Source organism: Capnocytophaga genosp. AHN8471 (assembly GCF_016806945.1).
Lineage (GTDB): Bacteria > Bacteroidota > Bacteroidia > Flavobacteriales > Flavobacteriaceae > Capnocytophaga > Capnocytophaga periodontitidis.
This window is the reverse complement of sequence record NZ_JAESPJ010000020.1, coordinates 25,425-50,184: the sequence shown is the minus strand read 5'-3', so window position 1 is coordinate 50,184 and position 24,760 is coordinate 25,425. Positions and strand designations below refer to the sequence as shown.

28 protein-coding genes and 1 pseudogene are annotated in these 24,760 nt (G+C 38.7%); 21 read left to right on the top strand and 8 right to left on the bottom strand.

Annotated features, from left to right (window positions below):
- Positions 1–19 precede the first annotated feature (19 nt).
- The 14 genes and pseudogenes from JMN12_RS09255 (at position 20) to JMN12_RS09190 (ending at position 9,520) form a co-directional block, all read left to right on the top strand.
- Positions 20–502: a hypothetical protein gene (locus JMN12_RS09255; RefSeq protein ID WP_203081585.1), complete on the top strand. Its 483-nt coding sequence runs from the start codon at positions 20–22 to the stop codon at positions 500–502.
- The gene (locus JMN12_RS09250; protein ID WP_203138774.1) at positions 499–1,626 is read left to right on the top strand and encodes a DUF2062 domain-containing protein; all 1,128 of its coding nucleotides are present in this window, start codon (positions 499–501) and stop codon (positions 1,624–1,626) included. The genes JMN12_RS09255 and JMN12_RS09250 overlap by 4 nt, the downstream gene beginning before the upstream one ends.
- A 420-nt stretch (positions 1,627–2,046) precedes the next feature.
- Positions 2,047–2,394, top strand: coding sequence for a hypothetical protein (locus JMN12_RS09245; protein WP_238423866.1), 348 nt, complete (start codon positions 2,047–2,049; stop codon positions 2,392–2,394).
- Positions 2,395–2,519: 125 nt separating this feature from the next.
- Positions 2,520–2,705: pseudogene (locus JMN12_RS09240) on the top strand (transposase); the annotation flags it as partial.
- A gap of 14 nt (positions 2,706–2,719) precedes the next feature.
- Positions 2,720–3,733, top strand: coding sequence for a hypothetical protein (locus tag JMN12_RS09235; protein ID WP_203138771.1), 1,014 nt, complete (start codon positions 2,720–2,722; stop codon positions 3,731–3,733).
- Positions 3,734–3,856: 123 nt separating this feature from the next.
- Positions 3,857–4,693: a hypothetical protein gene (locus JMN12_RS09230; RefSeq protein ID WP_203138770.1), complete on the top strand. Its 837-nt coding sequence runs from the start codon at positions 3,857–3,859 to the stop codon at positions 4,691–4,693.
- A gap of 105 nt (positions 4,694–4,798) precedes the next feature.
- A complete protein-coding gene (locus tag JMN12_RS09225; RefSeq protein WP_198467588.1) occupies positions 4,799–4,978 on the top strand; it encodes a hypothetical protein in 180 nt (59 codons plus the stop codon).
- 42 nt (positions 4,979–5,020) lie between these two features.
- Positions 5,021–5,221, top strand: a complete 201-nt coding sequence (locus JMN12_RS09220) for a hypothetical protein (protein WP_203138769.1) — start codon at positions 5,021–5,023, stop codon at positions 5,219–5,221.
- Positions 5,222–5,252: 31 nt separating this feature from the next.
- A complete protein-coding gene (locus JMN12_RS09215; RefSeq protein WP_203138768.1) occupies positions 5,253–5,939 on the top strand; it encodes a hypothetical protein in 687 nt (228 codons plus the stop codon).
- A 17-nt stretch (positions 5,940–5,956) separates the two neighbouring features.
- Positions 5,957–6,136, top strand: coding sequence for a hypothetical protein (locus JMN12_RS09210; RefSeq protein WP_203138766.1), 180 nt, complete (start codon positions 5,957–5,959; stop codon positions 6,134–6,136).
- Between the two features lie 87 nt (positions 6,137–6,223).
- On the top strand, positions 6,224–6,535 hold the full coding sequence (locus tag JMN12_RS09205) for a hypothetical protein (RefSeq protein ID WP_002678453.1): 312 nt from the start codon (positions 6,224–6,226) through the stop codon (positions 6,533–6,535).
- Positions 6,526–7,440, top strand: a complete 915-nt coding sequence (locus tag JMN12_RS09200; RefSeq protein WP_096088623.1) for a ribonuclease Z — start codon at positions 6,526–6,528, stop codon at positions 7,438–7,440. The genes JMN12_RS09205 and JMN12_RS09200 overlap by 10 nt, the downstream gene beginning before the upstream one ends.
- A 58-nt stretch (positions 7,441–7,498) precedes the next feature.
- Complete coding sequence (msrB, locus tag JMN12_RS09195; protein WP_203138765.1) at positions 7,499–8,647, top strand: peptide-methionine (R)-S-oxide reductase MsrB; 1,149 nt, start codon at positions 7,499–7,501, stop codon at positions 8,645–8,647.
- The gene (locus JMN12_RS09190; RefSeq protein ID WP_203138829.1) at positions 8,648–9,520 is read left to right on the top strand and encodes a glycerophosphodiester phosphodiesterase family protein; all 873 of its coding nucleotides are present in this window, start codon (positions 8,648–8,650) and stop codon (positions 9,518–9,520) included.
- Here the strand turns inward: JMN12_RS09190 and JMN12_RS09185 are convergent.
- The 8 genes from JMN12_RS09185 to JMN12_RS09150 all read right to left on the bottom strand — a co-directional run bounded on the left by JMN12_RS09185 (position 9,517) and on the right by JMN12_RS09150 (position 14,670).
- A complete protein-coding gene (locus JMN12_RS09185) occupies positions 9,517–10,254 on the bottom strand; it encodes a TIGR03915 family putative DNA repair protein (RefSeq protein ID WP_203138759.1) in 738 nt (245 codons plus the stop codon). The genes JMN12_RS09190 and JMN12_RS09185 overlap by 4 nt on opposite strands.
- A gap of 2 nt (positions 10,255–10,256) precedes the next feature.
- On the bottom strand, positions 10,257–11,060 hold the full coding sequence (locus tag JMN12_RS09180) for a phosphoribosyltransferase family protein (protein ID WP_203138758.1): 804 nt from the start codon (positions 11,058–11,060) through the stop codon (positions 10,257–10,259).
- Positions 11,061–11,076: 16 nt separating this feature from the next.
- Positions 11,077–11,736 (bottom strand): HAD family hydrolase, encoded by a 660-nt coding sequence (locus JMN12_RS09175; protein ID WP_203138757.1) that lies wholly within the window; start codon positions 11,734–11,736, stop codon positions 11,077–11,079.
- Positions 11,736–12,881 carry a cytochrome-c peroxidase gene (locus tag JMN12_RS09170; RefSeq protein ID WP_203138756.1) on the bottom strand — a complete coding sequence of 382 codons (1,146 nt, stop codon included), beginning with the start codon at positions 12,879–12,881 and terminating at the stop codon, positions 11,736–11,738. The genes JMN12_RS09175 and JMN12_RS09170 overlap by 1 nt, the downstream gene beginning before the upstream one ends.
- A gap of 9 nt (positions 12,882–12,890) precedes the next feature.
- Positions 12,891–13,079, bottom strand: a complete 189-nt coding sequence (locus tag JMN12_RS09165; RefSeq protein ID WP_203138755.1) for a hypothetical protein — start codon at positions 13,077–13,079, stop codon at positions 12,891–12,893.
- Positions 13,060–13,524, bottom strand: coding sequence for a DUF6934 family protein (locus tag JMN12_RS09160; RefSeq protein WP_203138754.1), 465 nt, complete (start codon positions 13,522–13,524; stop codon positions 13,060–13,062). Before JMN12_RS09160 ends, JMN12_RS09165 begins: the two co-directional genes overlap by 20 nt.
- 85 nt (positions 13,525–13,609) lie before the next feature.
- Positions 13,610–14,461: a dTDP-4-dehydrorhamnose reductase gene (gene rfbD / locus JMN12_RS09155; protein WP_203138752.1), complete on the bottom strand. Its 852-nt coding sequence runs from the start codon at positions 14,459–14,461 to the stop codon at positions 13,610–13,612.
- Positions 14,462–14,463: 2 nt separating this feature from the next.
- Positions 14,464–14,670: a hypothetical protein gene (locus tag JMN12_RS09150; protein WP_034555269.1), complete on the bottom strand. Its 207-nt coding sequence runs from the start codon at positions 14,668–14,670 to the stop codon at positions 14,464–14,466.
- Between the two features lie 215 nt (positions 14,671–14,885).
- Between JMN12_RS09150 and JMN12_RS09145 the strand changes: the two genes are divergently transcribed.
- The 7 genes from JMN12_RS09145 (at position 14,886) to JMN12_RS09115 (ending at position 24,713) form a co-directional block, all read left to right on the top strand.
- Complete coding sequence (locus JMN12_RS09145; protein ID WP_002678478.1) at positions 14,886–15,845, top strand: ribonucleotide-diphosphate reductase subunit beta; 960 nt, start codon at positions 14,886–14,888, stop codon at positions 15,843–15,845.
- Positions 15,846–16,137: 292 nt separating this feature from the next.
- Entirely contained in the window at positions 16,138–16,521 is a 384-nt protein-coding gene (locus tag JMN12_RS09140) for a four helix bundle protein (protein WP_009412551.1), read from the top strand.
- 33 nt (positions 16,522–16,554) lie between these two features.
- Complete coding sequence (gene ribD, locus JMN12_RS09135; RefSeq protein ID WP_203138750.1) at positions 16,555–17,526, top strand: bifunctional diaminohydroxyphosphoribosylaminopyrimidine deaminase/5-amino-6-(5-phosphoribosylamino)uracil reductase RibD; 972 nt, start codon at positions 16,555–16,557, stop codon at positions 17,524–17,526.
- A gap of 30 nt (positions 17,527–17,556) precedes the next feature.
- Positions 17,557–19,104: a type I restriction-modification system subunit M gene (locus JMN12_RS09130; RefSeq protein ID WP_203138748.1), complete on the top strand. Its 1,548-nt coding sequence runs from the start codon at positions 17,557–17,559 to the stop codon at positions 19,102–19,104.
- A 255-nt stretch (positions 19,105–19,359) separates the two neighbouring features.
- On the top strand, positions 19,360–20,556 hold the full coding sequence (locus tag JMN12_RS09125) for a restriction endonuclease subunit S (RefSeq protein WP_203138747.1): 1,197 nt from the start codon (positions 19,360–19,362) through the stop codon (positions 20,554–20,556).
- 267 nt (positions 20,557–20,823) lie between these two features.
- On the top strand, positions 20,824–21,453 hold the full coding sequence (locus JMN12_RS09120) for a transposase (protein WP_203138745.1): 630 nt from the start codon (positions 20,824–20,826) through the stop codon (positions 21,451–21,453).
- A gap of 155 nt (positions 21,454–21,608) precedes the next feature.
- Complete coding sequence (locus JMN12_RS09115) at positions 21,609–24,713, top strand: type I restriction endonuclease subunit R (RefSeq protein ID WP_203138744.1); 3,105 nt, start codon at positions 21,609–21,611, stop codon at positions 24,711–24,713.
- The last annotated feature ends 47 nt before the right edge of the window (positions 24,714–24,760 follow it).

Genomic DNA, 24,760 nt, shown 5'->3' with positions numbered 1-24,760 from the left:
GATAAAAGATATTGACTAAATGAAACACATTTACTTCATCATATTATTCTTGAGTTTTGGGGCTCTGCAAGCGCAGAGCCTTGAAAAGGTGCGCGCTGCCTATATTACAGCTTCCGATAGCAAAGAGAACGCTACAGCTTTTGTAGAGCTGATAGCCAATGCTCCTACTACCGATGTAGTGCTAAGCGCCTATAAAGGGGCGAGCAAAATGATATTAGCAAAATTTGGAGGGGGTAGAGTTGCCTTGCTCAAAGAGGGCAAACCGTTATTAGAAAACGCCCTCAAACAGCAACCTCAAAATGCTGAACTCCATCTCATACGCCTCAGTGTACAAGAACACTTGCCCAAAGTAGTACCCTATCGCAACAACATCACTGCTGATAAGGATTTTATACTCGCACACTACGCTCAGCAATCTCCTGAATTACAAAAACATATAGCAGGATTTGTAAAGAAGTCGAAAGTGTTTAACGATGAAGAGAAAAAGAAAATGGGACTATGAACTATTGCGTTTTAATTCCTACTTATAACAATGCTAAAACCCTCGCTCGCGTGATTGATGGGGTGTTGCGCTATACCTCTCACATTATCATAGTGAATGATGGCGCAACCGATGCTACTCCCGATATACTCGCGCGTTACCCCCAACTCACTATTATTCATCTTCCCAAAAACAAAGGCAAAGGCAATGCCCTGCGCATAGGCTTTAACAAAGCTCGTGATTTAGGCTACGACTACGCCCTTACCATCGACTCCGACGGACAACATTACCCCGATGATATCCCCGTATTTATAGCCGCTATAGAAGCTGAAAATGAACCTACTCTGCTGGTAGGCAGCCGCAATATGACCCAAGATGGCGTGCCTAAGAAAAGTAGCTTCGGACATAAATTTTCTAACTTCTGGTTTCACCTCGAAACGGGTGTCAATCTCCCCGATACACAATCGGGATATAGGTTGTATCCTTTGCATCACATCCCTAAGAAATATTATACCGAAAAGTTTGAGTTTGAAATAGAAATATTAGTGCGCAGCAGTTGGAATGGAGTACAACTAAAAAATGTACCTATACAAGTGTTGTACGACCCCGAAGAACGCGTTTCTCATTTTCGCCCTTTCCGCGATTTTATGCGTATCAGCTTGCTCAACAGCGTGTTGGTACTTATCGCGCTTTTCTATATCAAGCCGCGTAATTTCTTTAGAGATGCCAAAAAAAAGAGCCTTAAACGCTTCATCAAAGAAGATATATTAGAAAGCAACAGCAGCGACAGCGTGAAAGCAGGTTCAGTAGCATTAGGCGTATTCTTTGGCATTGCACCTTTTTGGGGTTTTCAAACCATACTTACTATCACTTTGGCAGTATTCTTCAATTTGAACAAAACTTTAGCTTTTATCTGCTCCAACGTGAGTATTCCCCCAATGATACCAGTGCTTATCTTCTCTTCTCTTAAAATAGGTACTTTTTTTGTGGGAGGCACCATTCTGCCGCAAGGCGACCTCACAGCAATGGAATATATCCAAAACAATTTGTTACAATATTTAGTAGGAAGTTTTATTTTGGCAATTAGCGCCTCATTGTTGTTAGGGTTGCTCACTTATGGATTGTTGAAATTGAAGAAAAGATAATTTTTTGCTTCGTAAAAAACTAATCCAATCCATTATAAAACCTTTTTTACAAAAGGCAACTGATGCTTATTCCTCTTTTATCTTTTACATTTGAACTTTTGTTATCTAATTTAAAATATATTTTTGCCAAAAAAATAACCATTGATAACTAATTTCACCCTGCCAATGTGCGTTGGGAACTTGTACTGAGAATAAAAGAACTCAAAAAGAAAGTGACAAAACAATTCAAAATAAAATAAATGATAGCAAAAGAATATATCCCTATTTATATTGTATTAATAGTTCTTACACTTTTTTATATAAAGGATAAAAGAAAGAAGAAAAATGATGACAACCCAATGAATATAGCAAGGGTCTAGGCAATATCCCAGATGGGTAATGTTCCAAATAGGTGCAAAAAATACAGCGAAAATTAATTTTATGATGAATATACAAAGAGAAAATGGAATTGATGAAGTGAATTGTGCTTTCAGAATGCTGAATATGAGTCTTGACCAATTTATTCAGATACAACACTCAATGGTGAGTTTAGATTTAGACTTTGAGGTGAATGAGGAGCATAGAAACATTATTATAGATATAAATCGCAAAGAAGATGTCAATACAATTATTCAGCTTTGTAAAAAATTCAATATAAAAAAAGGAAATATATATTGTTCTATCATATCATCTTATGACAATGGAGGTTTTACGCTTCCTTCATATATTATGTATTTGATAAAAGAAATGCAGGAAATAGAATTGGATTTTTCATTTGTGGTATGTTGATAATGAATTAAATATGTTAGAAGTGCTTAAACACAAAATTACTAATTTTCGGGAACTTTTACTTTATTTAAAAAGTTTTGAGGTGTCAAAATAAATTCACATATTTGCACTCTGAAAACTAATATATTACGAATTTATTCAAAGGACAAAGCCTCTTAGAGTTTACTGAACGCTTTAAAACTGACTTAGATTGCGAAGAATATTTAGCTTCTTTAAAATGGGAAGGCGGATATTACTGTCGCAAATGTGGTGGCTATAAAAAATATGAAATCCGAAAAGATTTTTCGCGTACTTGTAATATCTGTGGAGATTAGGAGAGAAAATTATGCAGGTAAAATTAGATAAAATTTCAGAGTGGACGACTACGGGATTCAAGCTAAGCAATGGTGCCTATCAATATGCTCCCATAAATGCAAAAAATCATTTTGCACGAGGAAAAGACGAATTTGTTATCTGGAGTAGCGGCGATGACGGCAATTGCTACGGTATCGTTTGGATAAAGGCGGGGCAATGGTCATTCATTCCGTCTCCCGCACAAAAGAAAAGCTGGAATAAGCCCGTTTTGTTGGATACAGATTCCGATATTTTAATTATTAGCGGAGAAGATAAAAAAGTCTGGTGGGTGTCGTCTCCCGAGCAGAAACCGTGCGAAGTTGTAAGTGAAAACTTGTGTGCTGCAGAGAATATCACGGAGATTTCCACACTTGGCGAAAACGGGGTTTATCCGATTATTTGCCGTGTCGACGGAGAGGTTTTTGCCGCAAATAGTTTTACCTCTCTACACTATGACAATGAGACACATACGCTGCATTGGGACAAGCAACTCACCCCTGTATTTACAAATGAAAAAGTCCGAAGCAATTTTATGCTATCCTTAGGACGGGCAGAGGGTATCTATCACAAAATGGATTTTAGTTACTCCTATCCCCAGATAGGTAGCCTTATGATAAAAGATAATTCGATTTATGCCTTCGTGGAAGCAGATACAATAAATCCTTGCAGCTTATCACGATTCAAGTATTATTGGTACCTCGAACTCACCCAAGACGGTATCTACAAGAGGAAAATATGGGGAAAGGAAAAATTGGAAAAGCTTGCACAAAAACAAGGTTTGAGGGGAAAATTCAGCGCCCAAAAAGAATATCTAATCCTATCTCCGATTTTCAAGACAGATGAATGGAAAGGAAACCAAAAACTGTTGAGATTGTCTGACTTGGAGCTTCTGGATATTACATTCCCAAGGGGATATTCTAAATTCAGGATTATGGATATTTGGGATGATTACGTATTTATCAGCGACGAGGCATACCATATCGCCCTCTGCAAAATGGTGGTATAGATGATTTATTGTATCTTTGCACAAAGTTACTGAATTTTGGTGTTCTTTTTTCTCAAACACAATTTTACTAATTTTCAGGAACTTTTATTTTTTTAAACAGCTTCTTCATAAAAAACAGAATGTATGATTTATTACAAAATATCTATTTTCATCATTTTATCTCTTGCTTTAAAATGTGCAATCGGGAAAGGCGATAATATCCCAAAGAATAGTATAAGTAATTCAACTCTTATTGAAGGGGTAAATACTTCAGCATCATTCATAAAGAACATTGAATTAAAACAATACAAATACAAAAGCTCCTATATTGAAGATTTAAAATTAGATGATTTTCAAAAAAAGGATTTTCGCTTAGAGTTTTTCAATTTTTTAAAAGAACAAGATTTTGAAAAAGAGGAATATGCTCAAGTTTTTTTCATAAAACTATTGTTAGTTCGCATCGAACAGAAAGATGAAGCTATTTTATATGATATTTTGAATCATATTTTTAAAGATGATTCATTAGGATATTATTTAGAAGATTATAATGTATATTTATACCAACTTTTCTTATATAAACCTCATTTTTTCATTAAAAACGCCTATAAATATGGTGATTCTTCAATAATTAATTACATCAATCATTCTTTGCCAAACGCTTTGCTCACAGACGAGAAAACTATCAAAAACGATATGGGTGAAATCCTAAAAGAGAATGACAACCAGCTTTTGATAAGTGAACAACAAGTCGACCTTTTTTCATTAGCAGCATTAAAGAATAAAATCAAGAAACAGAGTGTTATAGAAGTTTTTTATGCCCCTTCGCTTAAAACAGGATGGAAAGAGAAAACTGCTGTTTATTACAATATTTACAATTGTATTAACGAAGAAATTTCAACATCCTTAACCGTAGAAGAAAGAAAATATTTTGAAGAAAATTTTTACCCAATGTTTCAAGATTATATTGTAAAAAACAAATAAAAAGAAGCCTGTCCCACCGCGGATAAAATGTTAAATATCCTTTTTTTCTTGCTTTGTAAAAAACTAATTACTAACTTTGTAGCGAAATTTTAAAACCTTCATAATATGAAAAAATCCATACGTTATATATTGCTCACTATAGCCATTATATCATTTATTCCTATTTATATGAATGGTTTTGCTGAATACCAACTCAATAAATGGTTAGTAGCATTGTCATACATAGTGCTATTCAGTAATATTTTTGTTATTGGCTATTTTGTCAGTAAGAGAGAAAAGCGTTAACTCACTTCAATCTCAATTTTTAATCTTAATACCTTATTTATTATGAAACCTTTTTTAAGAAAAGATGTAAAAAGCGTCTTATTTGTGTTAGCAACCATCGGATTTTTTGTAGAAATAGCCTTTCTATGTTTTGCAAATTTAAATGGTAAAGAGGTATTAAGCAATAGCCTTACAGCATTGGTATGTTTGCTTTCAGCTATTTCTATAGGTTTTGCTTTACAAAAAGAAAGACAACAAGAATAACATTTGTACATAAGTAACTCTATCTTCTCAAATGAAACATCTTTTATTTACGCTAATATGTTTAGTGAATACCTCTTTTGCACAAAAAATAGATTTTTTTGAAAAATTAGATTTTAAAGATTTAGTTTTTTATGGAAAAGAAATTAGTTTTGCTATGCAAATAACGGGTAATACCGAAAAAAGTTGTAAAGGGAATTTTAAAATTTCCTCTAACACGTACGAAATAGAAAATTGCACACTTAGCGAACAAGAACCTACTAATATAAAAGATATAAACCAGATTAAAGAATTACTGAAATTTGCTGTGCGTACCTCAAACGCTATGTATAGCTCTCTTTATCAATATGATGCACATAATAAGGGAAAGTTTAAAACTTCTTATGTGTCCGATAATACTTGGAAACTCACTTGTGCCGACAAGGCGACAAGAGAGATGATGCAGTTAAGTAAAAACGATAAATGTTATTTTATGGTCACCCTAAACGAAAAGGGGTATATTACTCAAATAAAATCGGTTATAGAGGGTATAAGGGAAGATATTGTGCATTATACAACGCAATATCTATCACCTGAAGATGCTGAAGCCTTAGGAGGAGCGATGGGCAAACTCTTTGTAGGCAATACTCTTGTAGCTTTTTTTACTGATATAGAAGGTAAGTTTTTGGATAAACAGACTGGTAATACTCTCCATTTTCAATTAAAAACTAATCCATTATAAAACCTTTTTTAACCTTTATGAATCCCAAAAAACCAATTCTTATTATCACAATGCTGTTGCTCGCTTTGGGCTACACCATTTATGCTGTTATAGAATACCTTCACAATCAAGGGAAAATCGCTCCTTTTTTATCAGGAGTTTTATTCGTTATTCTTTTCTCAAAATTGTATTTCGATACTAAAAAGGAAAGAAAATAATTGATTATTTCACACTATTCTCTTCTTTTTAATAGATTCCTTTGTCCTTTAAAATATTATTTATAATTTTGCGAGAAATTTGTACTAATGAAAGAAACTACCGAAATTACCCTCAATAAATCACAACTCCCCTCTTGGCTGGCAACATTCAGCGCTACCCAAAAACCTCAGCATATTATCATTACACTACCCGAAGAGGAACACTGGCTCAAAAAAGACCTCAAACCACTTGCTTCGTTTGCAAAACAGTACAGCCAGCAACAAGCAAAATCGGTGGTGGTGGTGCAACGCGCTTTGGCTCTCGAAGATTTTGAACTCAGCCTGCACATCGCCCCTACCCTACAAGAAGCCTACGACCTTATTGAACTCGACGAAATAGAACGCGACTTATGGAAGTAACTATCTTAGGTTGCCACAGTGCGACCCCTCGCTCTAATGCCCGCCCCTCGGCTCAACTGCTCGAAATGCGCGGTCATCTGTTCCTCATCGATTGTGGAGAGGCTACCCAAATCGCTCTCCGCAATGCCAATGCTAAATTCTCCCGCATCAAGCACATCTTCATATCTCACCTCCACGGCGATCATTTCTATGGACTTTTCGGACTTATTTCTACTTTCCAACTCCTTGGTCGTGAAGCCGAAATGCATATCTACGGACCTAAAGGCATCAAAGAAGCGGTGCTACTCGTACTCAAACTCGGCGGGGCTTACACGCCTTTCCCTTTGTATTTTCACGAACTATCTTCTAAAAATTCTGAACTCTTATACGAAGATGACAAAGTGCTAGTGCGCACTATTCCGTTGCAACACCGCGTCTATACCAATGGTTTCCTATTTCAAGAAAAAGAAGGTGAACGCCGCCTGAATATGGATGCTATCGCCCAATACCCCGAGATTGAAGTATGTGATTATCAGAATATCAAAAACGGAAAAGACATCATTTTAGAAAATGGTAAAACTATTGCTAATACTGAACTCACTTTTGAACCTCATCGTCCGCAAAGTTACGCCTATTGCAGCGACACGGTTTATTTAGAAGATTTGGCAACCGAAATACGAGGAACAAGAGTGATTTATCACGAATCTACTTTCTTGAAAATCAATGAAGAACTTGCTGCTAAAACAATGCACGCTACCGCCTACCAAGCAGGGCTTGTCGCCAAAAATGCTCAGGCTGAAGCGCTTATTTTAGGGCACTACTCCTCTCGCTACCCCGATGTAAATATGTTTAAACAAGAAGCCCAAGAGGTTTTTAAGAATGTTTTTTTAGCTGAAGACGGAAAAAAGTTTGTTTTTGAAAATTAGTATTGGCACTGTTTTTGAAGAAATTGCCAACTGAAAAACTAATAATCAACAACAGCAAATGAAAACCTTTTTTTTTAGCCTTTTGGCAAGTGTCTTCACTTTAGGATGCGCTAATGGAACCGCTACTAACCAACAAGTTTCAACTAACAACAAGAACCTCAACAACGAGATGAAAGAACAAAATTACTCCAATACTACCGATATTTATTTTGCAGGAGGCTGCTTTTGGGGCACTGAACACTTCTTCAAGCAAATACGCGGAGTGATCGCTACCGAAGTAGGTTATGCCAATGGCAACCTCTCGCAAGCGCCTAACTACCGCCAAGTGTGTGTGGGCGATACAGGTTTTGCCGAAACGGTGAAAGTTACCTACGATCCTCAACTCATCAACCTGAACCAACTACTCGACCTCTATTTCAAAATCATCGACCCTACGTCCCTCAACAAACAGGGCAACGACCACGGCACTCAGTACCGCACGGGTATCTACTACATAAATGAAGCTGAAAAACCTCTTATCGAGAAAGCTATTGCCATAGTGGCAAAACAATACTCCCAACCTATAGTGGTAGAGGTACTTCCGCTAAAAAATTTCTACAAAGCCGAAGAATATCACCAAGATTATTTAGACAAAAATCCGCAAGGGTATTGCCATATTTCACCCGCTTTGTTTGAGTTGGCTCGCCAAGCGAATCCCGCTCCTACCGAGAAGACTTTCAAAAAAGCTTCTAAAGCCGACCTCCGCAAGCAGCTCACCCCCGAACAGTACGCTGTAACCCAAGAAAGCACCACCGAACGTCCGTTTGCTAATGCTTATTACGATGAATTTCGTGAAGGTATTTACGTGGATATCACCACTGGTGAACCGCTTTTTGTCTCTACCGATAAGTTTGAATCAGGATGTGGATGGCCAAGTTTCTCTAAACCTATCGACAACAAGCTCATCGCTGAAAAAACGGATACTTCTCACAATATGACCCGTACCGAAGTGCGCAGCAAATTAGGCGATGCTCACTTAGGGCACGTGTTCAACGACGGACCTAAAGATAAAGGCGGCTTGCGTTACTGCATCAACAGTGCTTCGTTGCGCTTTATCCCTAAAGAAGATATGGAAAAAGAAGGTTATAGCCAATATCTTCCTTTATTAAACACTAAAAATACCCAAAACACTAAAACTAAAACTACTAAGAAAAATAAGAAGAAATAAATAACACTGATGAAGAAAATTTTATCATTTATAGGACTCCTTTTTTGCGCCATAGCCTGCAAAAACGCTTCAGCTCCTGCAACAGGACAAATTATCGCTCAGCAAGAGATTACTAACCAAATTTATTTTGCTGCCAAACCTATTGTATCGGCTCACCGCGGTGGTGGCGGCGAAGGTCTCAAAGGATACCCCGAAAACTGCTTGGAAAGCATTCAGTATCTTTCTACTAAGGGAGTGCACAGTTTTGAAATTGACATTTTTGAAAGTGCCGATGGTGATTTGCTTTTGATGCACGACAACAGTTTAGGTCGTACTGCAACGGGCAAAGGTGAAGTTTCTGCTATGTCTACCGCCGATTTACTCAAAGAAAATCTAAAAGATGAGTTCGGTAATGTAACTCAGTTTAAAATTCCTTATTTAAAAGATGTATTAGCGTGGTGTAAAGCCAATCACGGATACCTAATGCTCGATTTCAAAAAAGGAATTTCTTACCAAAAAGTAGTAGATTTAGTACGTGCTGAAGGTATGGAAGCCCAAGTGGTGCTCATCAGCTATAATACCGAGCAAGCCAAAGCGCTCTACAAAGTGGCTCCTGAGATGTTGCTCTCGGTAAGTGTGCGCAACAACGATGAGTTAGAACGTATATTGCAAACGGGTATCCCAAAAGAAAAATTGGTAGCCTTTACAGGTATCAAAGTAGCTCCCGATGCGCTCTACCAACGTTTGAACGAACTGAAAATCCCTGCTATTTTGGGTACTTTAGGAAACTTAGACAAACGTGCGGCAACTAAAGGTGACCATCTTTACAAAGAATGGGCGCAAAAAGGTATTCAAATTTTCTCTACCGATAGACCTCTTTCCCTTTCGTTTTAAACTTCGGGCAAGTACTGCCAATAACGCTTAGGCATATTCCTGAGCTGGTACTTGCTGTTCTTGCGTTCGGCTATGTTGATGTGCTGGAAATAAGTTTTCCAAAGCATTTCATAGCCGTCGGGCAGGGAGGTGGATAGCTTCCCAAATTGTTTATCGGCGGGAGTAAAGGGGATAACTTCTTCTAAATTGTAAGCAAAACCATAGGTGCGTTGCGGGTCGTAGAGCACCCACTGCTGGTCGGAAAATCTATTTTTGAAGTGAGGTACTACCAAAGCCAGCACATCGTACTCAGGAACTATTTTGGCGAAATACAAATCGCCTACCTTCTCAAAACGCACAAACTCTTTCATACGGTGTACTTCTCTGCCTACACTTTTGGCAGCCTTTTGTATGGCAGCAATAGCCGTGTTCCCATAGTTTTCAAGCACTTGTTCTTCAGGGTATTGTATCATCAATCGGATGGCGGCTAATAGATAGTTTTCCATTCCCTCTTCTTCCGATAGGAAAGCCCTCAATACCACTGCTTTCCCTTCTTTTCCCCAACATTGTTCTATTTTGTTCAGCACGCGTTCAGCCTTAGCTGCATCGGTGTATACAATTATTGCTTCCTCAAACAGAGAGGGAGCAAATTGGTGTTGGGCAACGATAGCAACTTCCTCATAACGGTATTCAAAAACTACAAAAACCGCTGTGAGGAAGCCTTCAAAAGTACTATCGTATACTAAAATCTTCAAAATTAAGGTGCTATTTTTAGTAAATTAGTTCTGTATTCAGCTATTTGGTGATAATTATTACTAATTGCCCATTCAAAAATCTCTTTTCGTTGGGTTTCGGTTATAGCTTTATATATTTTGTCAAATTCAGCTTCAGGAAGTAATAAAATATACTTAATGATGCGCGTATTGAAAGCAAAACGCTCACTTTTCATCAGTCCAATAAGATCAGTAGGAGTTTTGATAGCAAAATAATTGAAGTGATTTTCAATTTTAGGGTCTATATCCTTATTGGTAAGTTCGGCGTAGTACAAGAAAAAGAAATCGCCTTGTACGTTGTATTGTTTGAGAATGCGGTTCACGGTGTGTTCGTGGCTACCAGTGATTTTGATATCGTCAATAAGCAAGCAGCATTTCCCTTCTATAAAAGTGCGATCGATGTAATAAGTATCATTAGCAATGAGGTTTACGCGTTGTTCATAGCTCATATTGCCATAATCCTGCACGTAGGTTTGATTGCGGTGTATTTTGGCAGTTACGCAAGATTTGCGGTCGTGTTGAAAAAGAAAGTAGTTCAGTTCTTTCTTAAAATAATGACACAGATAGTCGGATGCAGTAGGAATTGCGTAATACGGACTTGGCAAAAGCACAATTTCATCTTGTGCTAAAATGAAATCACTGTGCTGGGCGATAAACCCAGCAAAGAGTTCTTTGCCAAATTGTTCGGCAACAGCTGTGTCGCCAAATTTAAATCTACTGTAGGCGGCTTCGCTAAAAGTACAAGCCTCGGCGCTCTCTATAGAGTGCAGACTAAAACGTTTATTCATTTAATTTAGATAAAAGTTAAGAGATAAGAAAGGCGCACAAACCTGCATTGGTAGCACCTTGTATATCGGCAATAGGATTATCGCCTATGTGCAGCCACTGAGTTTTTTCAACGGGGCGCAAGGCGTTAGTAAGCTCATAAGCCTTCTGGAAAATCGCGGGGTTAGGTTTGGCAATTCCTTCCTCATCGGAATAGAGTTCAAATGAAAAATAGGATGCTAATCCGTAGTACACCAATACCTTATGCAAGGTCTTCCCCTTAATGAAAGCCGTATTGCTCAACAGACTTATGGTCTTCCCTTGCGATTGAATTTCGGCGAAAAGCTCATCAATCTCAGGGTCTAATAGCTGAGGCATATAATGCAAAAAGAGAGTTTCCTGTTCTGCAAAACACGCTTCCCAATCAATCTTTTCATCTATGGGAACATTCAACAGCGTGAGTACTCTCTCAAAAAGCACTTGCTGAGGGATGTGTAGCCCCGTGCGTTCACTTTCGGCATTAGCTTGCAAATCTACCGTACGTATCGCTTTGTGCACCTCTTCTAAAGGTGCAGTAATGCTAAAATAGTAGCGCAACCATCGGTCTCGTTGTTCTTTGAAAACAGGATGAGAACGGATGATTGTGAGCCACATATCAAATGAAAAGTGCTGGTATTTCTGTAGGTCGATAGTAGTCATTATTGGGGGAGTTCGGGCATTCGTTCGTGATAAGCCGGTGAAGAAAGTGTTTTGAGGAAAGCTACCAAGGCTTCTTTTTCCTTTCTACTGAGGTTCAGAGGCTGCAATAGGCGGTCGGTAGTAGGGAAAAGCGTATCTTTTTTTTGGTTTTCGCGAGGTTCAGGGCGTGGCATTCCTATGTTGTACATCTCCACAACCCCCTCAAGGTCGGGCATAAAGCCATTGTGCATATAAGGGGCAGTGCGTGCCACCTCTCTAAGCGATGGTGTTCTAAAGCTCCCCACATCTTCTTTCTTTTTAGAGTGTTTGTACTTGCCTAAATCCTCGTACATACGTCCGTAATAGGAAAGTCCCACATTGTGAAACTGGTTATCGGAGAACAGAGGGGTATTGTGACAATTGATGCAGCGCGCTTTGGTGCGGAAAAGGTGTAAGCCTACAACTTCCTCATCGGTGAAGCGTTTTTTATCCCCACTGATAAAGCGGTCGAATTTGCTTTTGCCACTCACAATAGTGCGTTCATAAGTAGCAATAGCTTGGGTAATACGTTCGATAGTTATCTTATCGTCACCAAAAGCCTTTACAAAGTAAGGTTTGTAGCCTTTAATTTTGCGAATGCGTTTTACCGATAAATCTTGGGTAGAGTGCATTTCCACGGGGTCGGTCATAGGACCTAAGGCTTGAGCTTCTAAAGTAGCAGCCCTGCCGTCCCAAAAGAAAGAAGTATAATAGCCCGTGTTGAGAATAGTCATTGCGTTGCGTACCCCCGTACGGCGGTTATGTCCAAACGACACACTGCGACCGTCACCCCAGCCCAATTGAGAATCGTGACAAGAAGCGCAGGATATTTGTGTTGAACGCGATAAACGGGGGTCGAAAAAGAGCAGTTTGCCCAGCGTTTTTTTATCTTCGGAGAAAGGATTATCAGTGGGAAAAGGCATTGGAGGTAATGAGCCTATATCTTGAAAACCAGCTACAAGAGTGCTGTCTAAGGTAGGAGCTTCCCATTTTGTAGGGTCGCCAGAACTATACATCGTTCGCAGTTGAGCGATATATTCGGGGTCGGTGAAGATATCGTCTTTATGGCGTAGCGTAAAAGCCAAAAGAGCTAAAATACCAAGTATGATAAGAGGAAATTTCTTCATAGAGAAATATTAACGAGTAAAACTCTTAGGCAAGCCCACTCTTTTGATTGTTTCCTTAGCACGTGCTAATTTTTCAGCAAAATAAGGATGATTATTATATATATCAAGAGAAGAATCTGGTTCCATCAATATATAATAAGGCGTTTCTTTCTGTACCTTTAAAGGTTTTCGCACCGGTTTATTTCGTTTCGTTGTCATAGTTTACTCTTTTACGTTTGATTACAAATGCTTCATAATTAATATTGGGACGAAAATCTTCCCATTCTTGATTCAAAAGACACTGTAGTTCAAAATCTCTTTCTACTAAATCAAAATATTTCACTATATTTATCTGATATAATCTCGTTCTTGAAGGAGTACTCCCTTCAGCATAAATCCAAGCCTCAGGAAATTTTTCTGTAAAAGCATAAATTGCTGAAACTACTGAACTTAGAACTTTTTCAGTATCCCCATTATTAGATACAACTTTGTCATCTAACTCTTTAGTAATAGGATTCATATCTCCAAATCCTAAATTATAAAGACCTTTTTCTATTTCTTGAAAGGAGATAATCTTATGAATCATTCCTTTTTTTCCTTCACTTACAAAAGTATAAGTATCTCCTATTTCATTAGGGATTACTTTATATTTTGGCAGGTTCATAATATTTCAAATGATAGTTTGTTGTTATTATTTTGTAAATAATAGTGCAAAGATAAAGTTTTTCTCAGATATTTCTAAATTTTATCTATAGGTTAGTCTCTTTTTTCAAAAAACTATTTCTCCAATATGGAATGCGATAACCAAAATCGGTTTTGAGTTTGGTTTTATCTAATACTGAATAAGCAGGACGTGTAACTTTACTAGGAAACTCGGCTGAAGTACAAGGTAATACCTCACAAGCATTGCCCGCTTTGGTTACTATAGCCACAGCAAAATCGTACCACGAGCATACTCCCTCATTAGAAAAATGATATACTTCACGCTTACCGCGATACCAAGCATTTTCTATAGCTTGCACTATAAAATCGGCTAAATCGGCAGCATTAGTAGGCGTTCCTACTTGATCGATTACTACTTTTAGCTGGTCACGCTCGTTGCTAAGTCGCTGAATCGTTTTTACAAAATTATTGCCAAAGCGGAGAGAATAAAGCCAAGAAGTACGGATGATAAGATACTCAATTCCACTGTTTTGAACAGCTTGCTCAGCTGCCAATTTGGTACGACCATACACGCCGAGGGGTTGAGTAGCATCGGTTTCACGATAGGGCGTGTTTTTAGTACCTCCAAACACATAATCGGTAGAAATATGGATAAGAGGCAAGTGAAATTCGCTGCACACATTTGCCAAATGAACTACAGCTGTGTGATTGATAGCTTCGGCTGTAGCAGAATCATCTTCAGCTTTATCTACATTGGTATAAGCTGCACAATTCACGATGAGGTCAATAGCGTGCTGTTGAACGAAAGCACGAATAGCTTGGGCATCTGTAATGTCCAAGCTGTCGGCATCGCTAAAATAATAATTGCTTATACGGTGTGTGTTGTTTTGTATTTCGGAACCTAACTGACCGCTGGCTCCGGTTACTAATACATTCATTATTAGTAAGCGTAGCTAAACGCATTGCTACCTACGGTTGCAGCGTACTTATTGTACATTCTGTTAGCATCACCTTTGTATTTATCAGGTACACTGTTGCCAAATTTGTTGTACAAGGCTACAAATTTTTCTTTCAAATCAGGAGTAACTTCAGTGTTGAAATTTTCCATATACAAGATTTGTTCGATTAACTTTACAAATTCTTCCATAGCTTTTAACTTTTTTATTAAAATGAATTTTATTCTGTTTTGCGAGGGCAAAGATACGAAGAAAATGCAAAACAACAATGAAATAGTTATCAATTAAAATTAACACGTTATCAACATAGTTATGAACAGGAGTGATTTTACTAATTTACTAATTGGCTAATTGTCAAATTATCCCTATCTTTGCCCCCTGAATTATTAATAAAAACACAATAAAAATGGGAATTTTTGATAAACGCGAGAACTACAAACCTTTTGAATATCCTGAGGTTATGGAGTTCGTAAACGCTATGCACAAATCGTTTTGGGTGCACTCTGAAGTAGAATTTACTGCCGATATTCAGGATTTTAAATCTAATTTATCGACTGTAGAGCAAGAAGCCGTAAAGCGTGCCTTATTAGGTATTGCACAAGTAGAAGTATCGGTAAAAACCTTTTGGGGCGATCTCTACGACCTCTTTCCTAAACCCGAATTTAACGGTCTTGGCGCTACTTTTGCCGAGTGTGAATTCCGCCACAGCGAAGCCTACGCGCGCTTATTGGAGGTATTGGGTTACAACAACGAGTTTGAAAACCTCCTTGAAGTGCCTATTTTCAAAGAGCGCAACAACATACTAAAAGAATACCTCGCTAAAAACCGCGAGAATGCTATGGAGCGCATCCTTTTCTTCACCCTTATTATAGAGAACGCCTCTTTGTTCAGTCAGTTTGCTACTATTTTATCATTCACACGTTTCAAAGGTTATTTGAAAAATGTAGCCAACATCATTGCTTGGACTTCTATTGATGAGCAATTGCACGCCAATGCTGGTATTTATATCCTCAAAAAAATATTTGAAGAACGCCCCGAAATGAAAACCATTGCCGAGCACGAAGCTACTAATTTTATCCGCAACTACATTCTTTTGGAAGACAAGATGCTCGACTGGATTTTTGAACAAGGCGAGTTAGAATTCTTCAGCAAAAAAGACCTCGCTAACTATATGCGTTACCGCCTTGACGACTCGCTTACCCAACTCGGTTTAGACAAGCCTTTCAACATCAGTGGTGATGAAGCCAAACCTATGATGTGGTTTGAAGAAGAGGTATTTAGCAACGAACTCGACGATTTCTTTGCCAAACGTCCTACCGCCTATACCAAACACGACAAGAGCATCACCGAGAACGATTTGTTTTAAGGATTCAGGTATTAGGGGATAGGGGATAGAGGATAGGGGATAGAGGATAGGGGATAGAACAAAGTATCTAAATAACGTCAGTTCGATATAAAAGAATATTGATTTACAGCTTTATATCATAATATATTCACAAAATAATTCACCGTCAGGTGAAAATTCGTGAGATAATACAAAACAAAGAGTTTTATACAATTCTAAATTCGTGAAAATTCGTGAAATTCGTGAGAGATTTAAAACATTTTGCAGATTGTTTAATAATTACTTGCGTCGAACTCACGTTAAATAAGAAGTTATGGACAATAGAAGCAACCAAAAAATAGAAGATTACAAAGATTTGATTGTTTGGCAAAGATCTATGGAGTTAGCAGAGGAGGTATACCGATTAGTAAAAAAACTTCCTAAAGAGGAACTTTTTGCTTTAAGTGACCAAATAAGACGTGCTGTTATATCTATTCCTAGTAATATTGCTGAAGGATATGAAAGAAACTCAACAAAAGAATATATTCATTTCTTATCAATAGCCAAAGGGTCAAAAGCTGAATTAGAAACACAATTATTACTATGCACTAAGATTCATTATCTCAATAATTCAGATATTGAAAAATCTATTTCTCTTATTCAAGAAATTGGAAAAATGATTAACTCTTTGCAAAAACATCTAATCCTTAAACTCTAAACCCTATTCCCTAAATCCTATCCCCTAATATCTATGATAAAACGCTGTATACAATTAGCTTATAATGGACTTGGCACTACATATCCTAATCCTCTGGTAGGTTGTGTGATAGTGCACGAAGGGAAAATCATCGGTGAGGGCTGGCACCAAAAAGCAGGTGAACCTCACGCCGAAGTACGTGCTATAGCCTCGGTGAAAGACAAGTCGCTACTAGCAGAAAGTACGCTCTATGTGAGTTTAGAGCCTTGCAGTCATTATGGCAAAACGCCCCCTTGTGCCGATTTGATTATCGCACACTGCATTCCCCGCGTGGTGATTGGCACGATCGACCCCTTTGCTAAAGTCGCTGGTCGTGGTATTGAAAAACTGCGGACTGCGGGCTGTGAAGTAACAGTGGGGGTAATGGAAAAAGAATGTAGGGAACTCAACAAACGCTTTTTTACCTTTCACGAGAAAAAACGCCCTTATATCTTCCTCAAATGGGCAGAAACTGCCGATGGTTTTATCGCTCCTGCTCACAAAGATACGCTTGCCCCTGTGTGGATTACCGATGTTTATACGCGCCAAGAAGTACACAAAATGCGCAGTGAAGAACAAGCTATATTAGTAGGCGTAGGCACTGTATTAGCCGACAATCCTTCGCTCGACACTCGCGATTGGTATGGCAAAAATCCGCTACGGGTAATTATCGACCCTCACCTGCGCTCTCCTAAAGAGTTTAAAGTGTGGAACGACCAACAGCCAACGCTTTTCATAGCTAACAAGGAAAAAGTAAGTGATAAAAGTTATGGGCTACAAACAGAAATAATAGGCATCGACTTCACCCACAATGTACCTCAACAAATCTGTGACCTGCTCTACCAGCACAATATCCAAAGCCTTATAGTAGAAGGAGGCGCATACACCCTGCAACAATTTATCAATGCAGGTTTATACGACGAAATGCGTATCTACAAAAGCAAAGTGAGTTTCGGCGAAGGTGTGAAAGCTCCACAAATCAGCTAATTGACAAATTAATAAATCAACAAATTAAATATGAGTAGCACTAAACAACGAGAAGAATTACAAGCCGCTATTTGGAAAATAGCCAATGATGTACGCGGCGCTGTAGATGGTTGGGATTTTAAACAATTTGTTTTAGGCACCCTTTTCTATCGTTTTATCAGCGAGAATTTTACTAATTTCATCGAAGGTGGTGATGAGAGTGTGCAGTACGCTCAGCTGCCCGATGAGGCTATTAACCATGAAATAAAAGACGATGCTACAAAAACTAAGGGTTATTTTATCTACCCTTCTCAGCTGTTTGTGAATGTAGCTAAAAATGCGAATACCAATTCCAATCTCAATACCGATTTAGCCGCTATCTTCTCGGCTATCGAAAGCTCTGCCAATGGCTACCCCTCTGAAGCAGATATCAAAGGACTGTTTGCCGACTTCGACACTACCTCCAACCGCCTTGGTAATACCGTTGAGGAAAAAAACAAACGCCTCGCCGCGGTAATTAATGGAGTGGCAGGGCTTAGTTTTGGCGATTTTGAAAACCATCAAATCGACCTCTTTGGCGATGCTTATGAGTTCCTTATCTCTAACTATGCTGCTAACGCAGGCAAATCGGGAGGGGAGTTCTTTACCCCTCAGAATGTCTCTAAACTCATTGCGCAGTTGGCATTGTTGGGGCAATCATCAGTAAACAAGATTTACGACCCTGCTTGTGGGTCGGGCTCTCTGCTACTACAAGCTAAAAAACACTTTGAAGACTACCAGATAGAAGAAGGCTTCTTTGGGCAGGAAATTAATCATACTACCTACAACTTGGCGCGTATGAATATGTTCCTGCACAATATCAACTACGATAAATTCAATATTGCCTTAGGCGATACGCTTATCAACCCCTGCTTTGGTGATGAAAAACCTTTTGATGCCATCGTTTCCAATCCTCCTTATTCGGTGAACTGGATAGGTAGCGACGACCCTACCCTTATCAATGACGACCGTTTTGCGCCAGCAGGTGTATTAGCACCAAAATCTAAAGCTGACTTTGCCTTTGTTTTGCATTCCCTCAGCTACCTTTCGGCTAAAGGGCGTGCCGCTATAGTGTGTTTCCCCGGTATTTTTTATCGTGGAGGCGCCGAGCAGAAAATACGCAAATACCTCATTGATAACAACTATGTAGAAACCGTTATCGCCCTACCGCCCAACCTCTTCTACGGCACCAGCATTGCCGTGAATATATTGGTACTTTCCAAACACAAATCCGATACTCGAACCCAATTTATCGATGCCAGTGGTGAGGACTTTTTTAAGAAAGAAACCAATAACAACGTACTTACTGATGACCATATAACGCGTATCGTTAGCATTTTTGCCGACAAAGAGGCGGTACCTCACACCGCTGTGCAAGTAGACAACCAGCAGATAGCCGAAAATGACTACAACCTATCTGTGAGTTCATACGTAGAGGCAAAAGATACCCGTGAGGTGATAGATATTCAGCAACTCAACGTCGAAGTAGCGCGAACCGTAGTGCGAATTAATGAACTGAGGGCTGATATTGAGGGAATTATTAGAGAAATAGAGGGGTAGGATATGAATAGTGAAATAAAATATCTGATTTATAATACACCGCAAGAAGCGGTTTCAGTTGCAGAAGGAAAACTTGACAAAATTCAGTTACCGAGAAAATCTCGGCAACTGCAACTGATAAGGCAAACTCAGAATGATGTAACTATTTCCAAAATGGAAACAGTTCACCCCTTTAGTTGGTTAATATATATCATTTTTAGGCATAATTTGCTTAATCTAAAACCTATTTTATTCAAACACCAATAATAACAACAAATGACACAAGAACCTAAAATATTCCCTTATATAGAACGCCTCCTGCAAGGCGCTGAAGTAGTATGGAAACCGCTAGGAGAGGTACTGAAACGAACTAAAGGTACTAAAATAACGGCAGGGCAGATGAAAGCTATACATAAGGATAAAGCTCCTGTGAAAATTTTTGCAGGAGGAAAAACATTTGCTTTTGTAGATTTTGAAGATATCCCTGAGAAAGATATTAACCAAAAACCTTCTATTATTGTGAAGTCTCGTGGTATTATCGAATTTGAGTATTATGATAAACCTTTTTCTCACAAAAATGAAATGTGGTCTTACTATTCAGAAAATGAAAATATTAATATTAAGTATGTCTATTATTTTCTAAAACAACAAGAACCTTACTTTCAAAAATTAGGATCTAAAATGCAGATGCCACAAATTGCACTTCCCGACACAGAGAAGTTCCAAATCCCCCTTCCCCCTCTTTCTGTCCAACAAGAGATTGTTCGTATTTTGGACAAGTTCACCCAGCTGGAGGCGGAGCTGGAGGCGGAGCTGGACTGCCGCAAGCGGCAGTATGAATACTATCGCAATAAGTTATTGACTTTCAATGAGATAGGAGGGGGTACTAAGATAGTTTGGAAAACGCTGGGAGAAGTATCAAAGAAAATTTCATCAGGCGGAACGCCTAAAACAACAGTTTCTGAGTATTATAATGGTGAGATTCCTTGGTTAAGAACACAAGAAGTTGGATATGGAGAGATTTGGGATACTTCTATAAAAATAACGGAAGAAGCCATAAAGAATTCAAGTGCAAAGTGGATTCCTAAGGATTGCGTTATTATTGCAATGTATGGGGCTACCGTTGGAAGAGTGGGAATTAACAAGATCCCTTTAACAACAAATCAAGCTTGTGCTAATATTGAAGTTAATGAAGAAATAGCAAATTACAAATACATATATTATTATTTATTAAATCAATATGAGTACATCAAATCTCTTGGGGCAGGATCTCAAACAAATATTAATGCTCAAATAGTAAAAAGTTTAAAAATTCCTCTCCCCCCATTAGAAGAGCAACAACGTATCGCCAACATTCTTGATAAATTCGATACCTTAGTCAATTCTATCAGCGAGGGGCTGCCCAAAGAAATTGCCCTGTGCAGAAAACAATATGAGTATTATAGGGAGAAATTATTGTCGTTCCCCTCGTAGGGGTCAATGGCAATTGACCCTAAACATTGAGGAAGGATTGTTGTTCGAAGGCGAATTACAATTCGCCCCTACAATGGGACACAAACATTGTCAATATATTGTAATGAGGTAAATAATGTAATAAATTACGGATTGTTTTTCCGTTATGATATACATCGCACCGTAGGGGTCAATGGCAATTGACCCTCAAATAATTGCCCCCAACATTTGAGAACGAATCGCCTTTCAGGGGCGAATTATTCCCAAATATTCAATAAACCAATAAAAATGAATAATTATTATTATAACCCTGATATACATCACCGTAGATCTATACGCCTACAAGGATATGATTATGCACAAAAAGGAATGTATTTTATAACCTTATGCGTACAGGAAAGAGAATGTATTTTTGGTACTATCTTTGAAAATAGGATGTTCCTTAATGAAATAGGACAAATCGTAACTGATGAATGGGTAAATACTATGAATATTCGTGATAATGTGATAATCCACGATTTTATCGTGATGCCTAATCATATACACGGTATTGTAGAAATAACATATAATAAAAACGATGAATGCCTGATAGGTGAATTTGTTTCACCAACAAAATCAATAGGAGCTATTGTAAGAGGTTTTAAAATCGCCACCACCAAGAGAATAAAGAATTTCATAACCCCTGTAGGGGCAAATGGCAATTCGCCCAATGGCAATTCACCCAATGGCAATTCACCCAATGGCAATTCGCCCAATGGCAATTATCCCCTACAAGAATGGATTATCAATCATTTACCACATATATGGCAACGAAATTATTATGAACATATTATAAGAGATTACAACGACCACGAACGTATTGCCAATTATATAAATGCCAATCCCTCACGCTGGGAAGAAGATATGTTTAATGAATAATTTACAATCGTTTTTCCATTATGATAAACATAACACCGTAGGGGTCAATGGTAATTGACCCTCAAACAATATAGGCGAATTGCCTCACATACTCAGCTGCGCCAGCTCGCTGACTTTGCCCTTACAGATAAGATAAAATAAATTATAATCATATTATGACCTACAACACTATCGCCGAAACACAAAACTACATCGTTTTAGACAATTATACAAAGCTCTCTAAAGTGAGCGAAGCACCCGCTACTTACCAAAGCGAAAATGCGTTAGAGCGCGAATTTATAGAGGATTTGGTAGAACAAGGCTATGAATACCTGCCGCAGCTTACTACCCCCGCAGCACTCTTGGCAAATGTGCGCACGCAGCTGCAGAACCTCAACAGCGTAACCTTCTCCGATGCCGAGTGGCAGCGTTTTGTAGAGGAATATTTAGATGCCCCCAGCGATAACTTGGTAGAAAAATCGCGCAAACTGCACCGCGATTATATCTACGACTTTGTATTCGACGATGGGCATATACAAAATATCTATTTGGTAGATAAGAAAAATATCATTCGCAATAAGGTACAAGTAATCAACCAGTTCGAACAGAAAGGCTCTCACGCCAATCGTTATGATGTAACAATTTTGGTAAATGGCTTGCCCTTAGTGCAAATAGAACTCAAAAAAAGAGGCGTGGCTATCCGCGAGGCATTTAACCAAGTGCACCGCTATAGCAAAGAGAGCTTTAATAGCGAGAGTTCACTGTACAAATACTTGCAACTATTTGTCATTTCGAACGGTACCGACACCCGCTATTTTGCTAATACCGTAAAGCGTAATAAAAACAGCTTCGACTTTACGATGAATTGGGCAAGAGCCGATAATACCCTCATTAAAGACCTTAAGGATTTTACCGCTACTTTCTTTCAGAAAAATACCTTGTTACAAGTGCTACTCACCTATTCGGTGCTTGATGTAAGCGATACTCTATTAGTGATGCGCCCCTACCAAATAGCCGCTACCGAGCGACTGCTCTGGAAGATTAAAAGTGCCTATCAGGCTAAGCACTGGAGTTCTCTCGAGGGGGGAGGTTACATCTGGCATACTACAGGATCGGGCAAAACACTCACCAGTTTTAAAGCTGCCCAATTGGCTACCCAGCTCGATTTTATTGATAAAGTATTCTTTGTGGTAGACCGCAAAGATCTGGATTATCAAACGATGAAGGAGTACCAACGCTTTTCGCCCGATAGCGTAAACGGTTCGGGTAGTACCGCCGGACTCAAACAGAATTTAACCAAGAACGACCATAAAATTATTGTTACTACTATCCAGAAACTCAACAACCTGATGAGGAGTGAAGAGCATTTGCCGGTATACGACCAGCAAGTTGTCTTCATCTTCGATGAGGCACACCGTTCCCAATTTGGTGAAGCGCAAAAGAACCTTAAAAAGAAGTTCAAAAAGTACTACCAATTTGGTTTTACAGGCACCCCTATTTTCCCCGACAATGCTTTGGGCAGCGAAACTACTGCCAGCGTGTTTGGTCGCGAACTGCACGCTTACGTAATTACCGATGCCATTCGCGATGAAAAAGTACTGAAATTCAAAGTAGATTACAACGATGTGCGTCCGCAATTTAAGGAGATAGAAACCGAGCAAGATGAAGCCAAACTCAGTGCTGCCGAAAACAAACGCCTCTTGCTACACCCCGAACGTATTAGGGAAATAGCTACGTACATCTTGCGCAATTTCCGCCTCAAAACCCACAGGAATGAGGGCAGTAATAAGGGCTTCAATGCGATGTTTGCCGTTAGTAGTGTAGAGGCTGCCAAATGCTACTACCAAGAGCTCAACGCCTTGCAAAAAAATAGCGACCGACCGCTCAAGATAGCGACTATCTTTTCTTATGCTGCCAATGAAGAACAAAATGCTATAGGCGACATTACCGACGAAACTTTCGAACCTTCCGCTATGGATGTCAGTGCCAAAGAGTTTTTAGAAAAAGTCATTGTCGACTATAATGTGATGTTTAAAACAAGCTTTTCATTAGAAAGCAAATCGTTTGAAAACTACTATCGCGATTTGAGTAACCGTGTGAAAAATCAAGAAGTCGACCTGATGATAGTAGTAGGTATGTTCCTCACTGGTTTTGATGCCCCTATGCTCAATACGTTGTTTGTAGACAAAAACTTACGCTATCACGGACTTTTGCAGGCTTATTCTCGCACTAATCGCATCTACAACAGCACTAAGAGCTTTGGTAATATCGTTACTTTTCGCGATTTAGAAAAAGCTACCATCGATGCTATTACCCTTTTCGGCGATAAGAGCACCAAGAATGTAATCCTCGAAAAAAGCTACCAAGAGTATCTTGAGGGCTTTACTGATATTATTACCGGTAAAGCTTGCCGAGGCTATAACGAAATTGTAAAAGAACTAAAAGAACAATTCCCCGACCCCGATGAAATTCACACTACTGCCGATAAGAAAGCCTTTGTAAAGCTTTTTGGCGAATATTTGCAGGTGGAAAACATCTTGCAAAACTACGATGAGTTTACCCATCTCAAAGCGCTACAAACGATTGATAAAAATAACCCTGAAGAGTTAAAAACCTTTGCCGAGGAGCATTTCCTAACCGAAGAACAAGTCGCTTCTATGGTGCAATTAGAGGTACTAAAAGACCGATTAGTGCAAGATTATAAATCTACTTATAACGATATACGTGATTGGGTGAGCAAGGAACGCGAGAACAAAGAGCAAGAAAAACAGTTAATTGATTGGGAAGAGGTGGTTTTTGAAGTAGATTTGCTCAAATCTCAAGAAATAGACCTCGATTATATCCTCGAACTCATCTTAGAACACCACAAAAAGAACAAAAACAAAGAGGCTTTAGTAGAGGAAGTGCGTCGCATTATCCGTGCCAGCATAGGTAACCGTGCCAAGGAAAGTCTTATAGTAGATTTTATCAATGAAACTAATTTAGATACTATTGACGACAAACCGACTATCATAGCAGCGTTCTTCACTTATGCCCAAGAGCGACAAAAAGCTGAAGCTGCCGAGCTAATCGCGGAAGAAAACCTAAATGAAGAGGCGGCTAAACGATATATACAGCTTTCTCTAAAACGCGAATATGCTAGCGAAAATGGCACTGACCTTAATAGCATTTTGCCTAAAATGAGTCCGTTAAACCCACAATATCGAACCAAAAAACAAATTGTCTTTCGCAAAATAGCTGCTTTTGTAGAAAAGTACAAAGGCGTAGGAGGTGAATTGTAATTTTATAATTCACAAATCAGCTAATTTACAAATTATTACTATCTTTG

Bases quoted from the DNA above. Each gene is read 5' to 3' on its own strand.
- JMN12_RS09235 (WP_203138771.1), top strand. From the start codon at position 2,720: ATGCAGGTAAAATTAGATAAAATTTCAGAGTGGACGACTACGGGATTC.
- msrB (WP_203138765.1), top strand. From the start codon at position 7,499: ATGAAAACCTTTTTTTTTAGCCTTTTGGCAAGTGTCTTCACTTTAGGA.
- JMN12_RS09150 (WP_034555269.1), bottom strand. From the start codon at position 14,670: ATGGAAGAATTTGTAAAGTTAATCGAACAAATCTTGTATATGGAAAAT.
- JMN12_RS09160 (WP_203138754.1), bottom strand. From the start codon at position 13,524: ATGAACCTGCCAAAATATAAAGTAATCCCTAATGAAATAGGAGATACT.
- ribD (WP_203138750.1), top strand. From the start codon at position 16,555: ATGATAAAACGCTGTATACAATTAGCTTATAATGGACTTGGCACTACA.
- JMN12_RS09230 (WP_203138770.1), top strand. From the start codon at position 3,857: ATGATTTATTACAAAATATCTATTTTCATCATTTTATCTCTTGCTTTA.
- JMN12_RS09170 (WP_203138756.1), bottom strand. From the start codon at position 12,881: ATGAAGAAATTTCCTCTTATCATACTTGGTATTTTAGCTCTTTTGGCT.
- JMN12_RS09205 (WP_002678453.1), top strand. From the start codon at position 6,224: ATGAAAGAAACTACCGAAATTACCCTCAATAAATCACAACTCCCCTCT.
- JMN12_RS09200 (WP_096088623.1), top strand. From the start codon at position 6,526: ATGGAAGTAACTATCTTAGGTTGCCACAGTGCGACCCCTCGCTCTAAT.
- JMN12_RS09145 (WP_002678478.1), top strand. From the start codon at position 14,886: ATGGGAATTTTTGATAAACGCGAGAACTACAAACCTTTTGAATATCCT.
- JMN12_RS09130 (WP_203138748.1), top strand. From the start codon at position 17,557: ATGAGTAGCACTAAACAACGAGAAGAATTACAAGCCGCTATTTGGAAA.
- JMN12_RS09180 (WP_203138758.1), bottom strand. From the start codon at position 11,060: ATGAATAAACGTTTTAGTCTGCACTCTATAGAGAGCGCCGAGGCTTGT.
- JMN12_RS09115 (WP_203138744.1), top strand. From the start codon at position 21,609: ATGACCTACAACACTATCGCCGAAACACAAAACTACATCGTTTTAGAC.
- JMN12_RS09245 (WP_238423866.1), top strand. From the start codon at position 2,047: ATGATGAATATACAAAGAGAAAATGGAATTGATGAAGTGAATTGTGCT.
- JMN12_RS09225 (WP_198467588.1), top strand. From the start codon at position 4,799: ATGAAAAAATCCATACGTTATATATTGCTCACTATAGCCATTATATCA.
- JMN12_RS09250 (WP_203138774.1), top strand. From the start codon at position 499: ATGAACTATTGCGTTTTAATTCCTACTTATAACAATGCTAAAACCCTC.
- JMN12_RS09175 (WP_203138757.1), bottom strand. From the start codon at position 11,736: ATGACTACTATCGACCTACAGAAATACCAGCACTTTTCATTTGATATG.
- JMN12_RS09165 (WP_203138755.1), bottom strand. From the start codon at position 13,079: ATGACAACGAAACGAAATAAACCGGTGCGAAAACCTTTAAAGGTACAG.
- JMN12_RS09255 (WP_203081585.1), top strand. From the start codon at position 20: ATGAAACACATTTACTTCATCATATTATTCTTGAGTTTTGGGGCTCTG.
- JMN12_RS09120 (WP_203138745.1), top strand. From the start codon at position 20,824: ATGAATAATTATTATTATAACCCTGATATACATCACCGTAGATCTATA.
- JMN12_RS09140 (WP_009412551.1), top strand. From the start codon at position 16,138: ATGGACAATAGAAGCAACCAAAAAATAGAAGATTACAAAGATTTGATT.
- JMN12_RS09220 (WP_203138769.1), top strand. From the start codon at position 5,021: ATGAAACCTTTTTTAAGAAAAGATGTAAAAAGCGTCTTATTTGTGTTA.
- JMN12_RS09210 (WP_203138766.1), top strand. From the start codon at position 5,957: ATGAATCCCAAAAAACCAATTCTTATTATCACAATGCTGTTGCTCGCT.
- JMN12_RS09125 (WP_203138747.1), top strand. From the start codon at position 19,360: ATGACACAAGAACCTAAAATATTCCCTTATATAGAACGCCTCCTGCAA.
- JMN12_RS09215 (WP_203138768.1), top strand. From the start codon at position 5,253: ATGAAACATCTTTTATTTACGCTAATATGTTTAGTGAATACCTCTTTT.
- rfbD (WP_203138752.1), bottom strand. From the start codon at position 14,461: ATGAATGTATTAGTAACCGGAGCCAGCGGTCAGTTAGGTTCCGAAATA.